The following is an 18,098-nucleotide window of genomic DNA, read 5'->3' as shown; positions in this document are numbered from 1 at the left end:
AGAACGCATATGGTTGAAATCGAACTGGACGGGCAGAAGGTAGAAGTCGCCGAAGGCAGCATGGTGATGCATGCTGCCGAAAAGGCCGGCACCTACATTCCCCATTTCTGCTATCACAAGAAGCTTTCCATCGCCGCCAACTGCCGCATGTGCCTGGTGGACGTGGAGAAGGCGCCCAAGCCCATGCCCGCCTGCGCCACGCCCGTGACGCAGGGCATGATCGTGCGCACCAAGAGCGACAAGGCCATCAAGGCCCAGCAGTCGGTGATGGAGTTTCTGCTCATCAATCACCCGCTGGACTGCCCGATCTGCGATCAGGGCGGCGAATGCCAGCTGCAGGATCTGGCCGTGGGCTACGGCGGTTCTTCGTCGCGCTACGACGAAGAAAAGCGCGTGGTGTTCCACAAGGATGTCGGCCCGCTGATCTCGATGGAAGAGATGAGCCGCTGCATCCACTGCACCCGTTGCGTGCGCTTCGGCCAGGAAGTGGCCGGCGTGATGGAGCTCGGCATGATCCACCGTGGTGAACATTCCGAGATCACCACGGTCGTGGGCGACACGGTCGACTCTGAGCTGTCGGGCAACATGATCGACATCTGCCCCGTGGGCGCATTGACCAGCAAGCCGTTCCGCTACAGCGCCCGCACCTGGGAGCTGTCGCGCCGCAAGTCGGTCAGCCCGCACGACTCGACCGGTGCCAACCTGATCGTTCAGGTCAAGAACCACCGCGTGATGCGCGTCGTGCCGCTGGAAAACGAAGACGTCAACGAGTGCTGGATCGCCGACCGCGACCGCTTCTCGTACGAGGCCCTCAACAGCGACGATCGCCTGACCCGCCCCATGCTGAAGCAGGGCGGCCAATGGCAGGAAGTCGACTGGCAGACCGCTTTGGAATATGTGGCCAACGGCTTGCAGAGCGTCCGCAACGACCACGGCGCCAGCCGCATCGGTGCCCTGGTGAGCCCGCACAGCACGCTGGAAGAGCTGTACCTGGCCGGTGCGCTGGTGCGCGGCCTGGGCAGCGACAACATCGATTACCGCCTGCGCAATGCCGAGTTCACGGCGTTTGAAGGCGTGCGCTGGCTCGGAACGTCGGTGGCATCGCTGTCCACCCTGCAGTCCGTGCTGGTCGTGGGTTCCAACCTGCGCAAGGACCACCCGCTGTTCGCACAGCGCATCCGCCAGGCCGCCCGACGGGGTTGCCGTGTGGCCGCCGTCAACAGCCAGGCGTACGACTGGGCCATGCCCGTCGAGCATTCCGTGGTGGCGCCAGCCGCTGACTGGCTGGGCGCGCTCGGTGCCATCGCGGCCGCCATCGCACAGGAAAAGAACGTCGCCGCTCCCCACGTCGTGGGCGAGGTCAGCGAAGAGGCCCGCGGCATCGCCCAGGCGCTGCTGTCGGGCGAGCGCCGGGCCATCCTGTTGGGCAATGGCGCCGCGCACCACGCGCAGGCGTCCCAACTGCTCGCCATAGCGCAGTGGATCGGCACGCACACCGATGCCACGGTCGGCTACCTGACGGAGGCTGCCAACACCGTTGGCGCACAGTTCGTCGGTGCCCAACCGCAGTCGAACGGTCTCCATGCCGGCCAGATGCTCTCGGGTGGCCTGAAGGCCGCACTGCTGCTCAATACCGAGCCGGTGCACGATTCCGCCTATGGCGTCGATGCCGGCCGCGCGCTGGCGCAAGCCGAGATGGTCGTCACGCTCAGCCCGTTCAAGGCCAACATGGAATTCAGCGATGTGCTGCTGCCGATCGCGCCGTTCTCGGAAACCTCCGGCACGTTCGTGAATGCGGAAGGCCGCCTGCAGAGCTTCCATGCGGTGGTGAAGCCGCAGGGCGACGCGCGTCCAGCCTGGAAGGTGCTGCGCGTGCTCGGCAACCTGATGGGTGTGCAGGGCCTCGACTTCGAGACCTCGCAGCAAGTGCTGGCGCAGGCCACCGGCGTGGCGCCGGGTGCAGTGGCGCTCGAATCGCTGCCCGCCGAAAGCCTGAGCAACCACACCAAGGCCGCAGCGGGAGCGCCAGCCGACGCTGCAGTGCGCGAGCCGGTCGTGGCCAGCATCTACCAGCTCGATGGCCTGGTGCGCCGTGCCACGTCGCTGCAATTGACGGCCGATGCCCGGCACGCCGCTGAAGGAGTCGCAGCATGATCGACGCGCTGTACAACGGCGGGCTGCATCTGCTGCCCTACACCTGGTGGACGGCGGCAGCCTGGCCCGTGCTCTGGATCCTGCTGAAGATCGTCGCCATCGTGGCCCCGCTGATGGGCGCGGTTGCCTACCTGACGCTCTGGGAGCGCAAGCTGCTGGGCTTCATGCAGGTGCGCCATGGCCCCAACCGGGTCGGTCCGTTCGGTTTGCTGCAGCCGCTGGCTGACGGCCTGAAGCTGATGACCAAGGAAATCATCCAGCCCGCGGCCGCGAGCAAGGGTCTCTTCGTGCTCGGCCCGCTGATGGCGATCATGCCGGCGCTGGCTGCCTGGGTGGCGATTCCTTTCGGTCCCGAAACCGTGCTGGCCAACGTCAATGCGGGCCTGCTGCTGATCATGGCAATCACCTCCATCGAGGTCTACGGCGTGATCATCGCCGGCTGGGCATCGAACTCCAAGTACGCCTTCCTGGGGGCGCTGCGTGCGTCCGCCCAGATGGTGAGCTATGAAATCGCCATGGGCTTCTGCTTCCTGGTGGTGATCATGGTGTCGGGCAGCATGAACCTGATCGACGTGGTCGCGAGCCAGAGCCGCGGCACCATGGCCGGCATGGGTCTCACCTTCCTGTCCTGGAACTGGCTGCCCCTGCTGCCCATCTTCATCGTCTACCTGATCTCGGGCGTGGCCGAAACCAACCGCCACCCCTTCGACGTGGTGGAAGGCGAAGCGGAAATCGTGGCCGGCCACATGGTCGAGTACTCGGGCATGGGCTTCGCGGTGTTCTTCCTGGCCGAATACGCCAGCATGTGGCTGGTGTCGATCCTCGGCGTGCTGATGTTCATGGGCGGCTGGCTGCCACCCGTCGAGGCGCTGGGCTTCATCCCGGGCTGGATCTGGCTGGGTCTGAAGACGTTCGTGGTGGTGTCCATGTTCATCTGGATCCGCGCGACCTTCCCGCGATTCCGTTATGACCAGATCATGCGTCTGGGTTGGAAGATCTTCATTCCGGTCACCCTGGTGTGGCTGCTTATCGTGGGCGCTTGGCTGCATTCGCCCTGGAACATCTGGAACTAGGCGGGGACAACCATGACTGCTGTTGCTTCTGCATCACCTTTCTCGATCAAGGATTTCTTCAAGAGCTTCATGCTGGTGGAGCTGGTCAAGGGCATGGCGCTGACCGGCCGCTACGCCTTCCGCCGCAAGGTGACGGTGCAGTTTCCTGAAGAAAAGACGCCGCTGTCGCCGCGCTTCCGTGGCCTGCACGCGCTGCGCCGCTATGAAAACGGCGAAGAGCGCTGCATTGCCTGCAAGCTGTGCGAAGCGGTGTGCCCGGCGCTGGCCATCACCATCGAGTCCGATGTGCGCGCGGACGGATCCCGGCGCACCACGCGCTACGACATCGACCTGACCAAGTGCATCTTCTGCGGCTTCTGCGAGGAAAGCTGCCCGGTCGACTCCATCGTGGAAACCCAGATCCTGGAATACCACGGCGAAAAGCGCGGCGATCTGTACTTCACGAAGGAAATGCTGCTGGCCGTCGGCGACCGCTACGAGCCCGAGATTGCCGCAGCGAAGGCCGCGGACGCCAAGTACCGCTGAGCGGCACTGCTCCCGCCTGATCTTTACAAAGACTCGATCCATGGACGCCAAGACTGGTTTCTTCTATCTGTTCTCGGTCGTGCTGCTTTACGCGGCCTTCCGGGTCATCACTGCGCGCAATCCCGTGCACGCCGTGCTGCATCTGATCCTCGCCTTCTCCCAAGCTGCGGCCATCTGGCTGTTGCTCAAGGCCGAATTTCTCGCCATCGCGCTGGTGCTCGTCTACCTGGGCGCGGTGATGGTGCTGTTCCTGTTCGTGGTGATGATGCTGGACATCCACATCGACCAGGTCCGCCGGGGCTTCTGGCGGCACTTCCCGCTGGCCGCGTTCATCGGCGCGCTGATCGCACTGGAAATGGGCGCTGTGCTGATGTCGGGCTTCCGCGGCATGGACGAGCCCAAGGCCGTCGCCATGATGGTGGACGCGGCAGGGCAGGCCATTCCCTATTCCAACACCCGCGCACTGGGCAAGCTGCTCTATACCGAATACCTCTATCCGGTCGAGATCGCGGCAGTCATCCTGCTGGTGGCCATGATTGCCGCCATCGCGCTCACCCTGCGCCAGCGCAAGGACAACAAGACCATCAGCCCATCCGAGCAGATCCGCGTGCGCGCCAGCGACCGTGTGGCGATGGTGCAGGTGCCTGCCACGCGCAAGGCTGAAGAACCGGCACCCGTGGCCGCCGCCGTCGAGGAGAAGAAGGCATGACGTTGACCCTGGGGCACTTTCTGACGCTGGGGGCCATGCTGTTCGCCATGGCCGTGATCGGCATCTTCCTGAATCGCCGCAACCTGATCGTGCTGCTGATGGCGATCGAGCTGATGCTGCTGGCGGTGAACATGAACTTCGTGGCCTTCTCCCACTATCTGGGCGACATGCACGGCCAGGTGTTCGTGTTCTTCATCCTGACCGTGGCCGCCGCCGAGTCCGCCATCGGCCTCGCCATCCTGGTTCTGCTCTTCCGCAACAAATCCAGCATCAACGCGGAAGACCTCAACACCCTCAAGGGTTGATGGTCGCCGGACACAAGCAAGGTTCTCAAGAATGAGTCAAACCCTCTCTGCATCCATGCTCCTGGCGGTGCCCCTGGCGCCGCTGGTGGGTTCCGCGCTCGCGGGTATCTGGGGCACAGCCTTCGGCGGCAACAAGATCGGCCGCGGCGGCAGCCATACGCTGACGATCCTGGGCGTGCTGATCGCCTTCATCCTGTCGGCACTCACCTTCAACAGCGTCGTCTCCGATGGCGCGCGCTTCGACCAGTCCATCTACACCTGGATGGTGGTGGGCGGCCTGAAGATGGAAGTCGGCTTCCTCATCGACAGCATCACCGCCATGATGATGTGCGTGGTGACCTTCGTGTCGCTGATGGTGCACATCTACACCATCGGCTACATGCAGGAGGACGACGGCTACAACCGCTTCTTCTCGTACATCTCGCTGTTCACGTTCTCCATGTTGATGCTCGTCATGAGCAACAACCTGCTGCAGCTGTTCTTCGGCTGGGAGGCGGTGGGCCTGGTATCGTATCTGCTGATCGGCTTCTACTACAACCGTCCTTCCGCCATCTTCGCCAACATGAAGGCGTTCCTGGTCAACCGCGTGGGCGACTTCGGCTTCATCCTGGGCATCGGCCTGATCGCGGCCTTCACCGGCACGCTGAACTACGGCGAGATCTTCGCCAAGCTGCCTGAGCTGCAGAGCACGCTGCTGCCCGGCACGGGCTGGCTGCTGGTCACGGTGATCGCCATCTGCCTGTTCATCGGTGCCATGGGCAAATCGGCCCAGTTCCCCCTGCACGCCTGGCTGCCCGATTCGATGGAAGGCCCGACCCCTATCTCCGCGCTGATCCACGCCGCCACGATGGTGACGGCCGGCATCTTCATGGTGTCGCGCATGTCGCCGCTCTACGAGATGTCGGACGCGGCGCTCAACTTCATCCTGGTGATCGGCTCCATCACGGCGCTCTTCATGGGCGTGCTGGGCATCATCCAGAACGACATCAAGCGCGTGATCGCGTATTCCACGCTGTCGCAGCTGGGCTACATGACCGTGGCGCTGGGCGCCTCGGCCTATTCGGTGGCCGTGTTCCACCTGATGACGCACGCGTTCTTCAAGGCGCTGCTGTTCCTGGGTGCCGGCTCGGTCATCATGGGCATGCACCACAACCAGGACATCCGCTGGATGGGCGGCGTGCGCAAGTACATGCCGATCACCTGGATCACCTTCCTGCTGGGCAACCTGGCGCTGATCGGCACCCCGTTCTTCTCTGGTTTCTATTCCAAGGACGCGATCATCGAGGCGGTGCATGCCACGCACCTGCCTGGCGCCGGCTTCGCCAACTTCGCCGTCCTGGCGGGCGTGTTCATCACCGCGTTCTATTCGTTCCGGCTGTACTTCCTGGTCTTCCACGGCAAGGAGCGCTACGACCAGAACCCCGACGCGCACCATGACGACCACCATCACCACGACGACCACCACGGCCACGGCCATGGCCATGACGCCAAGCCGCACGAATCGCCGCTGGTGGTGACCGGTCCGCTGATGCTGCTCGCCATCCCGTCGGTGGTGATCGGTGCGATCGCCCTGATGCCCATGCTGTTCGGCGACTTCTTCAAGGGTGTGATCTACGTGGACGGTGCCAAGCACGGTGCCATGGCCGAGCTGGCCGAGACCATCCACGGCTGGGTGCCCATGGCCTTGCACGGCTTCACCGCTGCGCCGTTCTGGCTGGCGCTGGCCGGGGTGGTGGTGTCGTATGTCTTCTACATGGTCATGCCCGCCTGGCCCGCCGCCATCAAGTCCGCCATGCAGAAGATCGGTGTCTACCAGGCACTGGAAGGCAAATACGGCGTGGACTGGGTGTACGAGAACGTGTTCGCCCGCGGCAGCCGCGCGCTGGGCACCGGTCTCTGGAAGGGCGGCGACCAGGTACTGATCGACGGCCTGGTGGTGAACGGCTCCTGGAAGCTGGTCGGCCGCATCGCCTCGGTGGTGCGCTGGTTCCAGTCCGGCTACATCTATCACTATGCGCTGGTGATGATCCTGGGCGTGTTCGCGCTCATGACGTACTTCGTCTGGCTCAACAAGTAGGAGAACAATAAAAATGGGTTGGTTGAGTCTTGCGATCTGGGTGCCGATTGCGTTCGGCATTCTCCTGCTCGCCTTCGGGCGTGAAGAACAGGCGCCGCTGGTGCGCTGGCTGGCGCTGGTCGGCGCCCTGGTCGGCCTGGCGGTGACGGTGCCGCTCTATGTGGGTTTCGACAATGCGAGCGCCGCGGCGCAGTTCGTCGAGAAAGCCATGTGGATCGAGCGTTTCAACGTGCAGTACCACCTGGGTGTGGACGGCATCTCGTTCTGGTTCGTGCCGCTGACGGCCTTCATCACCGTGATCGTCGTGATCGCGTCGTGGGAAGCCATCACCGAGCGGGTGAACCAGTACATGGGCGCCTTCCTGATCCTCTCCGGTCTGATGATCGGCGTGTTCAGCGCACTGGACGGCATGCTGTTCTACGTGTTCTTCGAAGCCACGCTGATCCCGATGTATTTGATCATCGGTGTCTGGGGCGGGCCGAACAAGATCTACGCGGCGTTCAAGTTCTTCCTCTACACGCTGCTCGGCTCGCTGCTGATGCTGATCGCGCTGATCTACCTGTACAACCAGTCGGGTGGCAGCTTCGACATCGCCACGTGGCACCAGCTGCCGCTGTCGCGCACCGCGCAGACGCTGCTGTTCTTCGCCTTCTTCGCAGCGTTTGCGGTGAAGGTGCCGATGTGGCCGGTGCACACCTGGCTGCCCGACGTGCACGTGGAAGCGCCCACCGGCGGTTCCGCCGTGCTGGCGGCCATCATGCTGAAGCTCGGTGCCTACGGCTTCCTGCGCTTTTCCATGCCCATCGCTCCCGATGCCGCCCGCGAGTGGGCCTGGCTGATGATCGCGCTGTCGCTCGTCGCCGTGATCTACGTCGGCCTGGTCGCGCTGGTGCAGAAGGACATGAAGAAGCTGGTGGCCTATTCGTCGGTGGCCCACATGGGCTTCGTCACGCTGGGCTTCTTCATCTTCAACGACCTCGGTGTCTCCGGCGGCATCGTGCAGATGATTGCCCACGGCTTCGTGTCCGGCGCGATGTTCCTGTCGATCGGCGTGCTGTACGACCGCGTGCATTCGCGTGAGATCGCGGCCTATGGCGGCGTGGTCAACACCATGCCCAAGTTCGCCGCCTTCGCGCTGCTGTTCGCCATGGCCAATTGCGGCCTGCCGGGCACTGCCGGTTTCGTGGGCGAGTGGATGGTCATCCTGGGCGCCGTGAAGTTCAATTTCTGGGTGGGTCTGGCATCCGCCACCGCCCTCATCCTGGGCGCGGCCTACACCCTGTGGATGTACAAGCGCGTCTATCTGGGCCCCGTCGCCAACGACCATGTCCGCGAACTCAAGGACATCAACGCCCGTGAATTCCTGGTGATGGCCGTGCTGGCGATCGCGGTGCTGTACATGGGCCTGTACCCACGTCCGTTCACCGACGTCATGGACGTGTCCGTCGCGCAGTTGCTCAAGCACGTGGCGCTGTCCAAGCTCAACTGACCCACCAGACTGAACCGAGAGAGACGAGATGATTGACAACATCAGCTGGCTGGCGATCTACCCCGAGATCGTTCTTCTGGTCATGGCCTGCGTGATCGCGCTGGTGGACCTGAGCGTTACCAGCGCCCGGCGCACCGGCACCTACGTGCTCACCATGCTCACGCTGGCCGTGGTGGCCGCACTGCAGGCCATGTACGCAACCGGTGGCGGCACCTTCTACGGCTTCGGCAACATGGTCGTCAGCGACGCCATGGGCAACTGGCTCAAGTGCTTCGCGACCATCGCGATGATGGTGACCCTGGTCTATGGCCGCCCCTATGCGGCGGACCGCGGCATGCTGCGCGGCGGCGAGATGTTCACGCTGTCGATGTTCCTGCTGCTGGGCATCTTCGTGATGATCTCGGGCAACAACTTCCTGGTGATCTATCTGGGCCTGGAACTGCTCACCCTGTCCAGCTACGCGCTGGTGGCGCTGCGCCGTGACCACGCCGTCTCGACCGAAGCGGCCATGAAGTATTTCGTGCTGGGCGCGATGGCCAGCGGCTTCCTGCTCTACGGCCTGTCGATGATCTACGGTGCCACGGGCTCGCTGGACATCGGCCAGGTGTTCAAGGCGGTCAATTCCGGCCAGATCCGCCACCAGGTGCTGGTCTTCGGCCTGGTGTTCGTGGTGGCCGGCCTCGGCTTCAAGCTGGGCGCCGTTCCATTCCACATGTGGGTGCCCGACGTCTATCAGGGTGCCCCGACGGCGGTGACGCTGGTCATCGGCGGCGCACCCAAGCTGGCCGCTTTCGCCATCACCATCCGCCTGCTGGTGGACGGCCTGCTGCCCCTGGCCATCGACTGGCAGCAGATGCTGGCGGTGCTGGCGATCGGCTCGCTGCTGGTCGGCAACCTGGCCGCCATCATGCAGACCAACCTCAAGCGCATGCTGGCCTATTCGACCATCTCGCAGATGGGCTTCGTGCTGCTGGGCCTGCTGTCGGGCGTGATCAACGGCAACGTCGATGCCACGGCCGTCGAGAACGCCTACAGCTCGGCCATGTTCTACGTGGTGACCTATGTGCTGACCACGTTGGCGGCCTTCGGCGTCATCCTGCTGCTGGCGCGTGAGGGTTTCGAAAGCGAGGAAGTGGCCGACCTGTCGGGCCTCAACCAGCGCAGCCCGTTCTATGCCGGCGTGATGGCGATCTGCCTATTCTCTTTCGCGGGTCTGCCCCCGCTGGTGGGTTTCTACGCCAAGCTGGCCGTGCTGCAGGCGCTGGTGGCTTCGGGCCAGACCCTCTACATCGCCTTGGCCGTGTTCGCCGTGATCATGTCGCTGATCGGCGCCTTCTACTACCTGCGCGTCGTGAAGGTGATGTACTTCGATGCACCGCTGACCGCGACCCGCGTGTCCGCCCCGATGGACGTGCGCGTGGTGCTGGCGCTCAACGGCGCCCTGATCGTGGCGCTGGGCCTGCTGCCCGGCGGTTTGATGGCCCTCTGCGCCGACGCCGTCGTGCGCGCGCTGGCTACCTGAAGCAGGGCACGGGCGCCACGCGCCCGCCCTGTCTTCCTGATCATTTCCCTCCCCGCCGTCCGACCTCCTCGCCATGTCACAAACCGGTGCCGTCTGGCTGGTGATCGTGGCTGCCTTGCTGGCGGCGAACCTGCCTTTCGTCAACGAGCGTTGGCTGGCCGTGGGGCCCCGCGCGGCCGCTCGCAAGCCACTGGGCGGGCGGCTTGCCGAGATGGTGCTGCTGTATGCCGTGGTCGGGGGCCTGGCGCTGCTGCTCGAACGGCGCGCGGGGCAGATCGCGCCCCAGGGCTGGGAGTTCTACGCCATCACGGCCACCCTGTTCGTGACACTGGCATTTCCCGGTTTCGTCTACCGCTACCTGCTGCGCCGCCGCGATGGAGGCGACGGCGCGCCGCCCCGTTCCGCCCTCTGATCCGCCCATCCATCCACCCCTTCATCTCCTGGTCCTGATGCTTTGAAAGTCCTCGATCTGTTCTGCGAGCACGGGCATGGTTTCGAGGGATGGTTCGGCTCGGAGGACGACTATCAGTCACAGCAGCAGCGCGGTCTGGTGCAGTGCCCGCTGTGCGGCAGCAGCCAGGTGCGCAAGGGACTGAGCGCGCCCCGGCTGAACTTCGGCGCGCGGCCCGCCACAGGCAGTGCACGCCACCACGATGACGCCCAGGCTCCCGCAGCACAGGCCACCACGGCTTCGTCCCCGCAGCGGCTGCCTGCGGCGGCAGAACCTCAGCCCGCGTCCGCAGACGGCGAGGCGCACCGGCGCCTGCAGGTGCAACTGCAGGCCGCCTGGCTCAAGTTGTCGCGCGAGATCGCCGCGCGCACCGAGGATGTCGGAAGCCGCTTTGCCGACGAGGCCCGGCGCATGCACCACGGCGACATCGCCGAGCGTCCCATCCGGGGCGAAGCCACGCGCGAGCAGGCGCTGGAGCTGCTGGAGGAGGGCGTGCCCGTCATGCCGCTGGCGCTGCCCGTGGGCGCAAAGGAAACCCTGCAGTAGGCCGGCGGTGCCTGGGGAGGCCAGCGCGGCGCAAGCAGCCGCAGGGCCGGCTGCCGGGTTCGCCCATGGGGGTGTGTACGTCCCCCGGCCGACCGGCCTGGCGCTTTGCCTTCACAGCGCCGATCCCTGCCCACCCGTGCAGCTCCGCCTACGCCGGTGGCCGACCATCCCCCGCGAACTGCAGCGCCGCCAGCCGCGCGTACGCGCCGCCCTGGCGCACCAGCGCCTCGTGCCGGCCTTCCTCCACGATGCGGCCGTGCTCCAGCACCACGATCCGGTCCACGTTCTGCACGGTGGCCAGGCGGTGGGCTATCACCAGCGTCGTGCGGCGCCCGGCATGCCGGTGCATCGCGGCTTCCAGGGCGGCCTGCACCACGCGCTCGCTCTCGGCGTCCAGCGCGCTGGTGGCTTCGTCCAGCAACAGCACGGGGGCATCCTTCAGCAGCGCGCGGGCGATGGCCATGCGCTGGCGCTGCCCGCCGGACAGCCGCACCCCGCGCTCGCCCAGGAAGGTGTCGTACCCCTCGGGCAGGGCCTCGATGAAGCCGTGGGCGTAGGCCGCGCGTGCAGCGGCCTCCACCTCTGCGTCGCTCGCGTCGGGCCGGCCGTAGCGGATGTTCTCGCGGGCCGAGCGGGAGAAGATGACGGCGTCCTGCGGCACGATGCCGATCTGGCCACGCAGCGTGTGCAGCGGCAGCGTGCGGATGTCGACGCCCGTCAGCGTGATGCAGCCGCCGTCCAGCGGACCGGCGCCCACGTCGTAGAAGCGCTGCAACAGCTGGAACACGGTGCTTTTGCCGGCCCCGCTGGCACCGACCAGGGCCACCGTCTCGCCTGTGCGCAGCGCGAGGTTGAAAGACTGCAGCGCGGGCAGCCCGGGCCGTGATGGATAGGCAAAGCTGACGTTGTCGAACGCCAGAGCGATGGCACCGGCATTTTCCGAAGCAGCAGTGCGCGGCACGGCAGCACCCGGGATGGCGGGGCGTGTGTCGACGCCGCCATGCCCCGCGCCGGGCGCGATGGGCAAGGGAACCGCCGCAGGGGCGCCAGCCCCGGCCGGAGCCGTCGCAGCCGCTGCCCCGCTGGGCGCGAGCGGGCGAGCCTGCCGGTCATCCGCGGCAACCGGAGACGTGATCGCCGACTCGGTGGCGAGCAGTTCCATCAGCCGTTCGGTCGCTCCCGCCGCGCGCAGCAGGTCGCCATACACCTCGCCCAGCACGGCCACCGCCCCGGCGAGGAACATCACGTAGACGACCGTCTGGCCCAGGTTGCCGGCGCTCATGGTGCCGGCGATGACGGCCTGGGTTCCCTGGTGCAGTCCCCACAGCAGCAGCGCAGCGTTGGTGATGATGATGAAAGCCACCAGCGCGGCGCGTGCCCCGCTGCGCCGCACGGCGGCCTGGAAGGCGGTGTCGGTGGCGGCCTCGAACCGGCGCGCCTCGCGCGGCTCGGCCGTGAAGCTTTGCACCACGGGGATGGCGTTCAGCACTTCGGCCGCCATGGCGCTGGCATCGGCCACGCGGTCCTGGCTGGCGCGTGAGAGCCGGCGCACGCGCCGCCCGATCCACAGCGTGGGCAGCACCACCACGGCGATCGCCACCAGCACCAGCACCATCACGTAGGGGTGCGTCCAGACCAGCATGACCAGGGCGCCCAGGCCCAGCACGGCGTTGCGCAGCCCCATCGACAGCGACGAGCCGACAACAGTCTGCACCAGGGTAGTGTCCACCGTCAGCCGGGACAGCACTTCGCCGGTCTGGGTGGTTTCGAAGAACTCCGGGCTTTGCTGCAGCACGTGGCGGTACACCGCATTGCGCAGGTCGGCCGTGACGCGTTCGCCCAGCCAGCTGACCATGTAGAACCGGGCCGCCGAGAAAACCCCCAGCGCCATGGCCACGCCGGACAGCAGCACGAAGTGCCCGCGCAGCGCCATGGCCTGCGTGGCCTTGTCCGCGCCGACCAGGCCGCCGTCGATGAGCTGCCGCAGCGCCCAGGGAAAGGCCAGCGTGGCCAGTGCCGCCAGCACCAGGAAGACGCCGGCCAGCGCGATGCGCCCGGCATAGGGCCGCAGGAACGGCAACAGCCCCAACAGGGACCGGGGGGCGCCGCGCGCGGCTGCCGGGGCTTCGCTGCGGGCCACCGGTCAGTCCAGCCCGAAGGCCGCCTGCAGTGCTTCGGCAAACGCGCGGTTGCCGCTCAGCGACAGGGTGAACGTGTGGCGCCGGCCGGCGCGGTGCGCCACCTCCGGGCGCAGCTGGCGGGCCGCGGCGTCGTAGTGCAGGGTCTGCAGCGGCGCGCCGTCGGGCTCGCTGTGCAGGTCGTAGTCCCAGGCCCCGCCTTCTTCGATGGGGCCGCGCGGGCCGGGGAAGTCGTGCGTGGCCCAGGCCAGCATCTGCACGATCTCGGCCTGCAGCGCCAGCAGGCGGGCGTCGGTCACGCTGGCGATGGCGTCCCAGGTGCCGGTGCCTTCGTCGTCTTCGCTGTAGTCAAATTCAAGGTAGTTCAAAGAGGTCATGGGGCGGGGAGGCAGGCAGTTGCGTGCATTCTCCGGCATGGTGCAATCGGCTGCACGGCGTGCCGAAAGCACCCGGCCGCGTCCGTCTCTTGTGCGGTCCTGGTCGGAGGCCGGCCTCCCTATGAACGCTGTCCGCCATCCATCCCGCGCCTTCCATCCAAGCCATGACCCCCAGCGAAGAACCCATCATCCTGAACGTGCAAGGCTGGAGCTTTGCCTACCCCGGCCGCTCGCTGCTGCAAGGCTGGAGCGCGCAAATCCGGGCAGGCGCTTCGCTGTTGCTGGGCGGCGACGGCGCCGGCAAGACCACGCTGCTGCGCCTGCTGGCGGGCGCGCTGCCGGCCCAGGCCGGTTCGGCCCGGCTGCTTGGTCACCCGCTGCCCCTCTGGCGGTCACCTGGTGCACCACATGTCTTCTGGGTGGAACCGCGGGCCTCCGGGCTCGATGCCATCACCCCGGCACAGTGGTTCGCACAGTTGCCTGCGCTCTACCCGCGTTGGGATGGCGATGCCCTGGTCCGCCACGTGCAGGGCTTCGGCCTGCCGCCGCACCTACACAAGCCCATGGAACAGTTGTCCACCGGCTCGCAACGCAAGGTGCTCTTCGCTGCGGGCCTGGCCAGCGGCGCTGAACTCACGCTTTTCGACGAGCCGGTCGCCGGACTCGACAGGCCGTCCATCCACCACTTGCAGGACGCGCTGGCCGCCTGCGCGCATGAGGGCCAGCGGGCCCTTGTGGTGGCCCATTACGAGGCGCTGCCCGGCGTGCCTTGGCGTGACAGCTGGACGCTTCCGGATTGAACGGAGATGGGGGCGGTGTCTTGGACAGGTGCTGGTCCTAAAGCGGGGGCTGCAAGTGTGCTCGCAACGGTGGCAGCGGTGGCAGCGGTGGCTGCAGCGTGCTGCGACCGCTCTACACTCTACGAACCTTGGTTTTTTGACGCGGAACATGCAATGGATGCCGTTCTCTTTGCCCCAGTAGCCGTGGCCATCGCGCTGACACCCGGTCCCAACAATTTCTGCAGTCTCAACAACGGCATTCGTGCCGGCGTGGGCAGGGCCATGGTCGCCACCATCGGCCGAGTTGTGGCGTTCGCGATATTTCTGACGATCTCGGCAGTGGGCCTGGGTGCGATGCTGCTGGCGTCCGAAGGCGCCTTCACGGCGGTGAAATGGATGGGCGCGGCCTACCTGTTCTGGCTGGGCTGGCGTGCCTGGCGGAGTCGAGAGTTCGGCGGACTGGAACTGATCGAGGGCGTTGAACCCGTGACTACGCGGGAACCCGTCAAGCTGCGCAGCCTGATTGCGCAGGAGTTTCTGTTGGGGATCACCAACCCGAAGGCCATCATCCTGTTCGCAGCGGTCTTCCCGCAATTCATCGACCCGGCGCAGCCTGCGGCACACCAGTTCATGGTGTTGGGCTCGGTCTATCTGCTGGCGGAATTCGTGGCTACTGCGGTGTACGCCACCTGCGGCCGGCAGATCCGGCGCCTCATTCGCACACAGCGCGGCGTGGTGCGCTTGAACAAGGCGACCGGCGGGTTCTTCATGGGCGCTGGAGGGCTGTTGCTGGCAGCCAACCGCTGAACGGTACCCCCTCCCGGGCGATGACGCCAATGTGGGGAGGATTTCAGCGAGACAAGCGCCTTCAGCGGTCCATGCTCCTGATGTGTCACCAGACAGCCCAGGCGTGGCCGGCGGTGGCGCCCCAAATCAAACCACGCCCTGCGCCAGCATCGCGTCGGCCACCTTGACGAAGCCGGCGATGTTCGCGCCGTCCACGTAGCTCACGCTGCCGTCCGCGCGCTGGCCGTGCTCCACGCAGGCCGCGTGGATGCCCTGCATGATCTTCAGCAGCCGCGCATCGACTTCCTCGCGCGTCCACGCGAGGCGCGCCGCGTTCTGGCTCATCTCCAGCCCGGACGTGGCCACGCCGCCTGCGTTGCTGGCCTTGCCCGGCGCATACAGCACGCCCGCGGCTTCGAAGGCCTTGGCCGCTTCGATGGTGGACGGCATGTTGGCACCCTCGGCCACGCACAGCACGCCGTTCTCGATGAGGCGGGCGGCGTCCTCTGCCTGCAGCTCGTTCTGGGTGGCGCAGGGCAGGGCGACGTCCACCGGCACCTGCCAGGGATTGGCGCCGGCCTCGAATCGCGCGCCGATGGCTTCGGCGTAGTCGCTGGCGCGGCCGTAGCGCTGGTTCTTCACCTCCATCAGCCGGGCGAGCTTCTCGGGGGTGAAGCCGGCCTCGTCGATCACCGTGCCACCGGAGTCGGAAACGGTGACCACCTTGGCGCCCAGCTGCATCGCCTTTTCGACCGCGTACTGGGCCACGTTGCCCGAGCCCGAAACCGACACCCGCATGCCGGCCATCGACCGGCCGCGCGTCTTCAGCATTTCTTCGGCGAAGTACACCGTGCCGTAGCCGGTCGCCTCCGGGCGCACCAGCGAGCCGCCGAACGACAGGCCCTTGCCTGTGAATACGCAATCGGCCCGATTGGTCAGCTTCTTGACCATGCCGGCCATGAAGCCCACTTCGCGCCCGCCCACGCCGATGTCGCCGGCCGGCACGTCGGTATCGGCCCCCACATGGCGGTACAGCTCCGCCGCGAAGGCCTGACAGAACCGCATCACCTCGCCCTGGCTCTTGCCCTTGGGGTCGAAGTCCGACCCACCCTTGCCGCCGCCCATCGGCAGCGTGGTGAGAGCGTTCTTGAAGGTCTGCTCGAACGCGAGGAATTTGAGCACCGACAGATTGACCGAGGGGTGGAAGCGCAGACCGCCCTTGTACGGCCCGATCGCCATGCTGTGCTGGATGCGGTAGCCCCGGTTGACCTGCACGCGGCCCGCGTCGTCCGTCCAGCACACCCGGAACATGACGATGCGCTCGGGTTCCACCAGGCGCTCCAGCAGCGCCTGTTCGGCATAGCGGGGGTTCCTCGCAATGAACGGCCAGAGGCTCTCCATCACCTCGGTCACGGCCTGCAGGAATTCGGGCTGGCCCGGGTTGCGCTGAGCCACCTGTTCGAGAAACTGGCCGACGGAGTCATGGGACATGGAGAGCACTTTCTGTCAAAAAAGGGAGGAGGGAAGTTGGCAGGCAGCCGCAGGGCCGGCCTCGCGCCGCATGCCGGCGCCGCGCCGGTGGCCGCAGCTATGGCCGCCACATTATGGGTAGCTCGCCAGCCGGCATGCACCATTCAAGGGATTCCACCAGTCTGCCGGGTGCCTTCGAACCTTCTTGGTGCAGCCCCTGTGCCGATCTGGTGCTTTCCGGACTTGTGCCTGTCATCAAAGCGCAGCACAGTGCAGGCGGGCTGCACACAGTCCCGAACCTTCCTTCCTGATCCGAGAAAGAGACGACCACATGACAAGAAGAATCCTGGGAAAGACGGCCCTGGCTGCGGCCGTGGCCACGGCCCTCCTGGCGGGCTGCGGCGGTGACGACAACGACCCCACCCTTGACGGCAAGAAGGCGCTGGTGATCGGCCATCGCGGCGCCGCCGGATACCTGCCCGACCACACGCTGGAGGGCTACCGCCGCGGCATCGAAATGGGCGCCGACTTCATCGAGCCCGACCTGGTGGCCACCAAGGACGGCGTGCTGATTGCCCGCCACGAGCCCAACATCACCGGCACGACCGACGTGTCGACCCGACCGGAGTTCGCCAACCGCAAGACCAAGAAAGTCGTGGACGGCGTCACCGAAGAGGGCTGGTTCGCCTCCGACTTCACCTTGGCCGAGATCAAGACCCTGCGCGCCGTGCAGCCGCTGCCCGAGCGCGACCAGTCGTTCAACGGCCGCTTCCAGATCCCCACGCTGACCGAAGTGCTCGACCTCGCCCGCAGCGAGGGCCAGCGCCTGAACCGCAGCGTGGGCGTGTACATCGAGACCAAGCACCCGACCTACCACGCCCGCCTGGGTCTGCCGCTCGAAGACCGCCTGCTCGGCACGCTTTCGCAATATGGCTACACCGCGAAGGACTCCCCCGTCATCCTGCAGTCGTTCGAGGTGTCCAACCTGAAGTACCTGCGCAGCAAGAGCCAGGTGCGGCTGGTCCAGCTGGTGGACGCGAACGACGTCAATGCCGACGGCAGCATCGATCTGACCGCGCCGTATGACAAGCCCTACGACTTCGCGGTCGCGGGCGACCGCCGCACCTTCGCCAGCCTGCTCACCCCCGAAGGCCTGAAGGAAGTGAAGACCTATGCGGACGGCATCGGGCCATGGAAGCCCTACCTCATCCCGTCCCGCCAGGTGGACGCCAACCGCGATGGCAAGCCCGATGACCTGAACGGCGACGGCGTCATCGACGAGCGCGACCGCGTGCTGATGGAGCCCACCCGCGTGGTCGAGTACGCGCACGACGCCGGGCTGTTCGTGCACCCCTACACCTTCCGCAGCGAAGCCAAGCGCCTGACGTCCGACTACAAGGGCGACCCGAAGGCGGAATACCGCCGGTTTTTCCGGCTGGGTGTGGACGGCGTGTTCTCGGACTTCCCGGACCAGGCCAAGGCGGCGCGGGACGACTGAAGGGCATCCCCCTGGAGAGGCCTGGCTGCGTGCCTTCGGCTTGCCGGGCCGAGGCCGCGCCGCGGTGACGGCCCTTCGAGAGGCTCAGACGCAGAGAATGGGGTCGCTGACTGTCGGCCGAGAGCCGCTGAGACTGAGGCTAAGACTTGAGCAGCGAGCCTTCCGCTGCCCCCGCCCGTTCGGGCGGGGCCTGTCGAAG

At 66.3% G+C, this 18,098-nt stretch carries 16 protein-coding genes; 13 read left to right on the top strand and 3 right to left on the bottom strand.

Annotated features, from left to right (window positions below):
• Nucleotides 1-9: 9 nt before the first annotated feature.
• From nuoG to ASF94_RS10910, 10 genes are all read left to right on the top strand, one after another.
• Nucleotides 10-2,154: an NADH-quinone oxidoreductase subunit NuoG gene (gene nuoG / locus ASF94_RS10955; RefSeq protein ID WP_056665824.1), complete on the top strand. Its 2,145-nt coding sequence runs from the start codon at nucleotides 10-12 to the stop codon at nucleotides 2,152-2,154.
• The gene (nuoH, locus tag ASF94_RS10950; RefSeq protein WP_056665820.1) at nucleotides 2,151-3,227 is read left to right on the top strand and encodes an NADH-quinone oxidoreductase subunit NuoH; all 1,077 of its coding nucleotides are present in this window, start codon (nucleotides 2,151-2,153) and stop codon (nucleotides 3,225-3,227) included. The genes nuoG and nuoH overlap by 4 nt, the downstream gene beginning before the upstream one ends.
• 12 nt (nucleotides 3,228-3,239) lie before the next feature.
• Complete coding sequence (gene nuoI / locus ASF94_RS10945) at nucleotides 3,240-3,752, top strand: NADH-quinone oxidoreductase subunit NuoI (protein WP_056665818.1); 513 nt, start codon at nucleotides 3,240-3,242, stop codon at nucleotides 3,750-3,752.
• A gap of 40 nt (nucleotides 3,753-3,792) precedes the next feature.
• Entirely contained in the window at nucleotides 3,793-4,461 is a 669-nt protein-coding gene (locus ASF94_RS10940) for an NADH-quinone oxidoreductase subunit J (protein WP_056665815.1), read from the top strand.
• Nucleotides 4,458-4,766, top strand: coding sequence for an NADH-quinone oxidoreductase subunit NuoK (nuoK, locus tag ASF94_RS10935; protein WP_056665810.1), 309 nt, complete (start codon nucleotides 4,458-4,460; stop codon nucleotides 4,764-4,766). The genes ASF94_RS10940 and nuoK overlap by 4 nt, the downstream gene beginning before the upstream one ends.
• A gap of 31 nt (nucleotides 4,767-4,797) precedes the next feature.
• Complete coding sequence (gene nuoL / locus ASF94_RS10930; RefSeq protein ID WP_200933062.1) at nucleotides 4,798-6,843, top strand: NADH-quinone oxidoreductase subunit L; 2,046 nt, start codon at nucleotides 4,798-4,800, stop codon at nucleotides 6,841-6,843.
• Between the two features lie 13 nt (nucleotides 6,844-6,856).
• Nucleotides 6,857-8,332, top strand: coding sequence for an NADH-quinone oxidoreductase subunit M (locus ASF94_RS10925; protein ID WP_056665804.1), 1,476 nt, complete (start codon nucleotides 6,857-6,859; stop codon nucleotides 8,330-8,332).
• 28 nt (nucleotides 8,333-8,360) lie between these two features.
• The gene (gene nuoN, locus ASF94_RS10920) at nucleotides 8,361-9,854 is read left to right on the top strand and encodes an NADH-quinone oxidoreductase subunit NuoN (protein WP_056665801.1); all 1,494 of its coding nucleotides are present in this window, start codon (nucleotides 8,361-8,363) and stop codon (nucleotides 9,852-9,854) included.
• A gap of 73 nt (nucleotides 9,855-9,927) precedes the next feature.
• Nucleotides 9,928-10,266, top strand: coding sequence for a DUF2818 family protein (locus ASF94_RS10915; protein ID WP_056665799.1), 339 nt, complete (start codon nucleotides 9,928-9,930; stop codon nucleotides 10,264-10,266).
• Nucleotides 10,267-10,308: 42 nt separating this feature from the next.
• A complete protein-coding gene (locus ASF94_RS10910) occupies nucleotides 10,309-10,851 on the top strand; it encodes a DUF1178 family protein (protein ID WP_056665797.1) in 543 nt (180 codons plus the stop codon).
• A gap of 148 nt (nucleotides 10,852-10,999) precedes the next feature.
• Here ASF94_RS10910 and ASF94_RS21790 read toward each other — a convergent pair whose 3' ends face one another.
• Together ASF94_RS21790 and ASF94_RS10900 are read right to left on the bottom strand one after the other, a co-directional pair.
• Nucleotides 11,000-12,991 (bottom strand): ABC transporter transmembrane domain-containing protein, encoded by a 1,992-nt coding sequence (locus tag ASF94_RS21790; protein WP_056665794.1) that lies wholly within the window; start codon nucleotides 12,989-12,991, stop codon nucleotides 11,000-11,002.
• Nucleotides 12,992-12,994: 3 nt separating this feature from the next.
• Nucleotides 12,995-13,366 (bottom strand): hypothetical protein, encoded by a 372-nt coding sequence (locus tag ASF94_RS10900; protein ID WP_056667148.1) that lies wholly within the window; start codon nucleotides 13,364-13,366, stop codon nucleotides 12,995-12,997.
• A 164-nt stretch (nucleotides 13,367-13,530) separates the two neighbouring features.
• Between ASF94_RS10900 and ASF94_RS10895 the strand changes: the two genes are divergently transcribed.
• Both ASF94_RS10895 and ASF94_RS10890 read left to right on the top strand, forming a co-directional pair.
• Nucleotides 13,531-14,166 carry an ATP-binding cassette domain-containing protein gene (locus ASF94_RS10895; RefSeq protein ID WP_056665792.1) on the top strand — a complete coding sequence of 212 codons (636 nt, stop codon included), beginning with the start codon at nucleotides 13,531-13,533 and terminating at the stop codon, nucleotides 14,164-14,166.
• A 153-nt stretch (nucleotides 14,167-14,319) separates the two neighbouring features.
• Entirely contained in the window at nucleotides 14,320-14,952 is a 633-nt protein-coding gene (locus tag ASF94_RS10890) for a LysE family translocator (protein ID WP_056665789.1), read from the top strand.
• Nucleotides 14,953-15,078: 126 nt separating this feature from the next.
• Here ASF94_RS10890 and gdhA read toward each other — a convergent pair whose 3' ends face one another.
• Nucleotides 15,079-16,422, bottom strand: a complete 1,344-nt coding sequence (gdhA, locus tag ASF94_RS10885) for an NADP-specific glutamate dehydrogenase (RefSeq protein WP_056665786.1) — start codon at nucleotides 16,420-16,422, stop codon at nucleotides 15,079-15,081.
• A gap of 310 nt (nucleotides 16,423-16,732) precedes the next feature.
• Between gdhA and ASF94_RS10880 the strand changes: the two genes are divergently transcribed.
• The gene (locus ASF94_RS10880) at nucleotides 16,733-17,899 is read left to right on the top strand and encodes a glycerophosphodiester phosphodiesterase (protein WP_056665782.1); all 1,167 of its coding nucleotides are present in this window, start codon (nucleotides 16,733-16,735) and stop codon (nucleotides 17,897-17,899) included.
• The last annotated feature ends 199 nt before the right edge of the window (nucleotides 17,900-18,098 follow it).

The organism is Acidovorax sp. Leaf160, assembly GCF_001424265.1.
Taxonomy (GTDB): domain Bacteria; phylum Pseudomonadota; class Gammaproteobacteria; order Burkholderiales; family Burkholderiaceae_C; genus Paracidovorax.
The sequence above is the reverse complement of the archived record's forward strand: the minus strand, read 5'-3'. Positions and strand labels throughout refer to the sequence as shown.

Excerpts from the sequence above, each read along its gene's own strand:
- nuoK (WP_056665810.1), top strand. The coding sequence starts at position 4,458 with ATGACGTTGACCCTGGGGCACTTTCTGACGCTGGGGGCCATGCTGTTC.
- ASF94_RS10925 (WP_056665804.1), top strand. The coding sequence starts at position 6,857 with ATGGGTTGGTTGAGTCTTGCGATCTGGGTGCCGATTGCGTTCGGCATT.
- nuoI (WP_056665818.1), top strand. The coding sequence starts at position 3,240 with ATGACTGCTGTTGCTTCTGCATCACCTTTCTCGATCAAGGATTTCTTC.
- ASF94_RS10880 (WP_056665782.1), top strand. The coding sequence starts at position 16,733 with ATGACAAGAAGAATCCTGGGAAAGACGGCCCTGGCTGCGGCCGTGGCC.
- ASF94_RS10895 (WP_056665792.1), top strand. The coding sequence starts at position 13,531 with ATGACCCCCAGCGAAGAACCCATCATCCTGAACGTGCAAGGCTGGAGC.
- nuoL (WP_200933062.1), top strand. The coding sequence starts at position 4,798 with ATGAGTCAAACCCTCTCTGCATCCATGCTCCTGGCGGTGCCCCTGGCG.
- nuoH (WP_056665820.1), top strand. The coding sequence starts at position 2,151 with ATGATCGACGCGCTGTACAACGGCGGGCTGCATCTGCTGCCCTACACC.
- gdhA (WP_056665786.1), bottom strand. The coding sequence starts at position 16,422 with ATGTCCCATGACTCCGTCGGCCAGTTTCTCGAACAGGTGGCTCAGCGC.
- nuoN (WP_056665801.1), top strand. The coding sequence starts at position 8,361 with ATGATTGACAACATCAGCTGGCTGGCGATCTACCCCGAGATCGTTCTT.
- ASF94_RS10890 (WP_056665789.1), top strand. The coding sequence starts at position 14,320 with ATGGATGCCGTTCTCTTTGCCCCAGTAGCCGTGGCCATCGCGCTGACA.
- ASF94_RS10900 (WP_056667148.1), bottom strand. The coding sequence starts at position 13,366 with ATGACCTCTTTGAACTACCTTGAATTTGACTACAGCGAAGACGACGAA.
- nuoG (WP_056665824.1), top strand. The coding sequence starts at position 10 with ATGGTTGAAATCGAACTGGACGGGCAGAAGGTAGAAGTCGCCGAAGGC.
- ASF94_RS10915 (WP_056665799.1), top strand. The coding sequence starts at position 9,928 with ATGTCACAAACCGGTGCCGTCTGGCTGGTGATCGTGGCTGCCTTGCTG.
- ASF94_RS10940 (WP_056665815.1), top strand. The coding sequence starts at position 3,793 with ATGGACGCCAAGACTGGTTTCTTCTATCTGTTCTCGGTCGTGCTGCTT.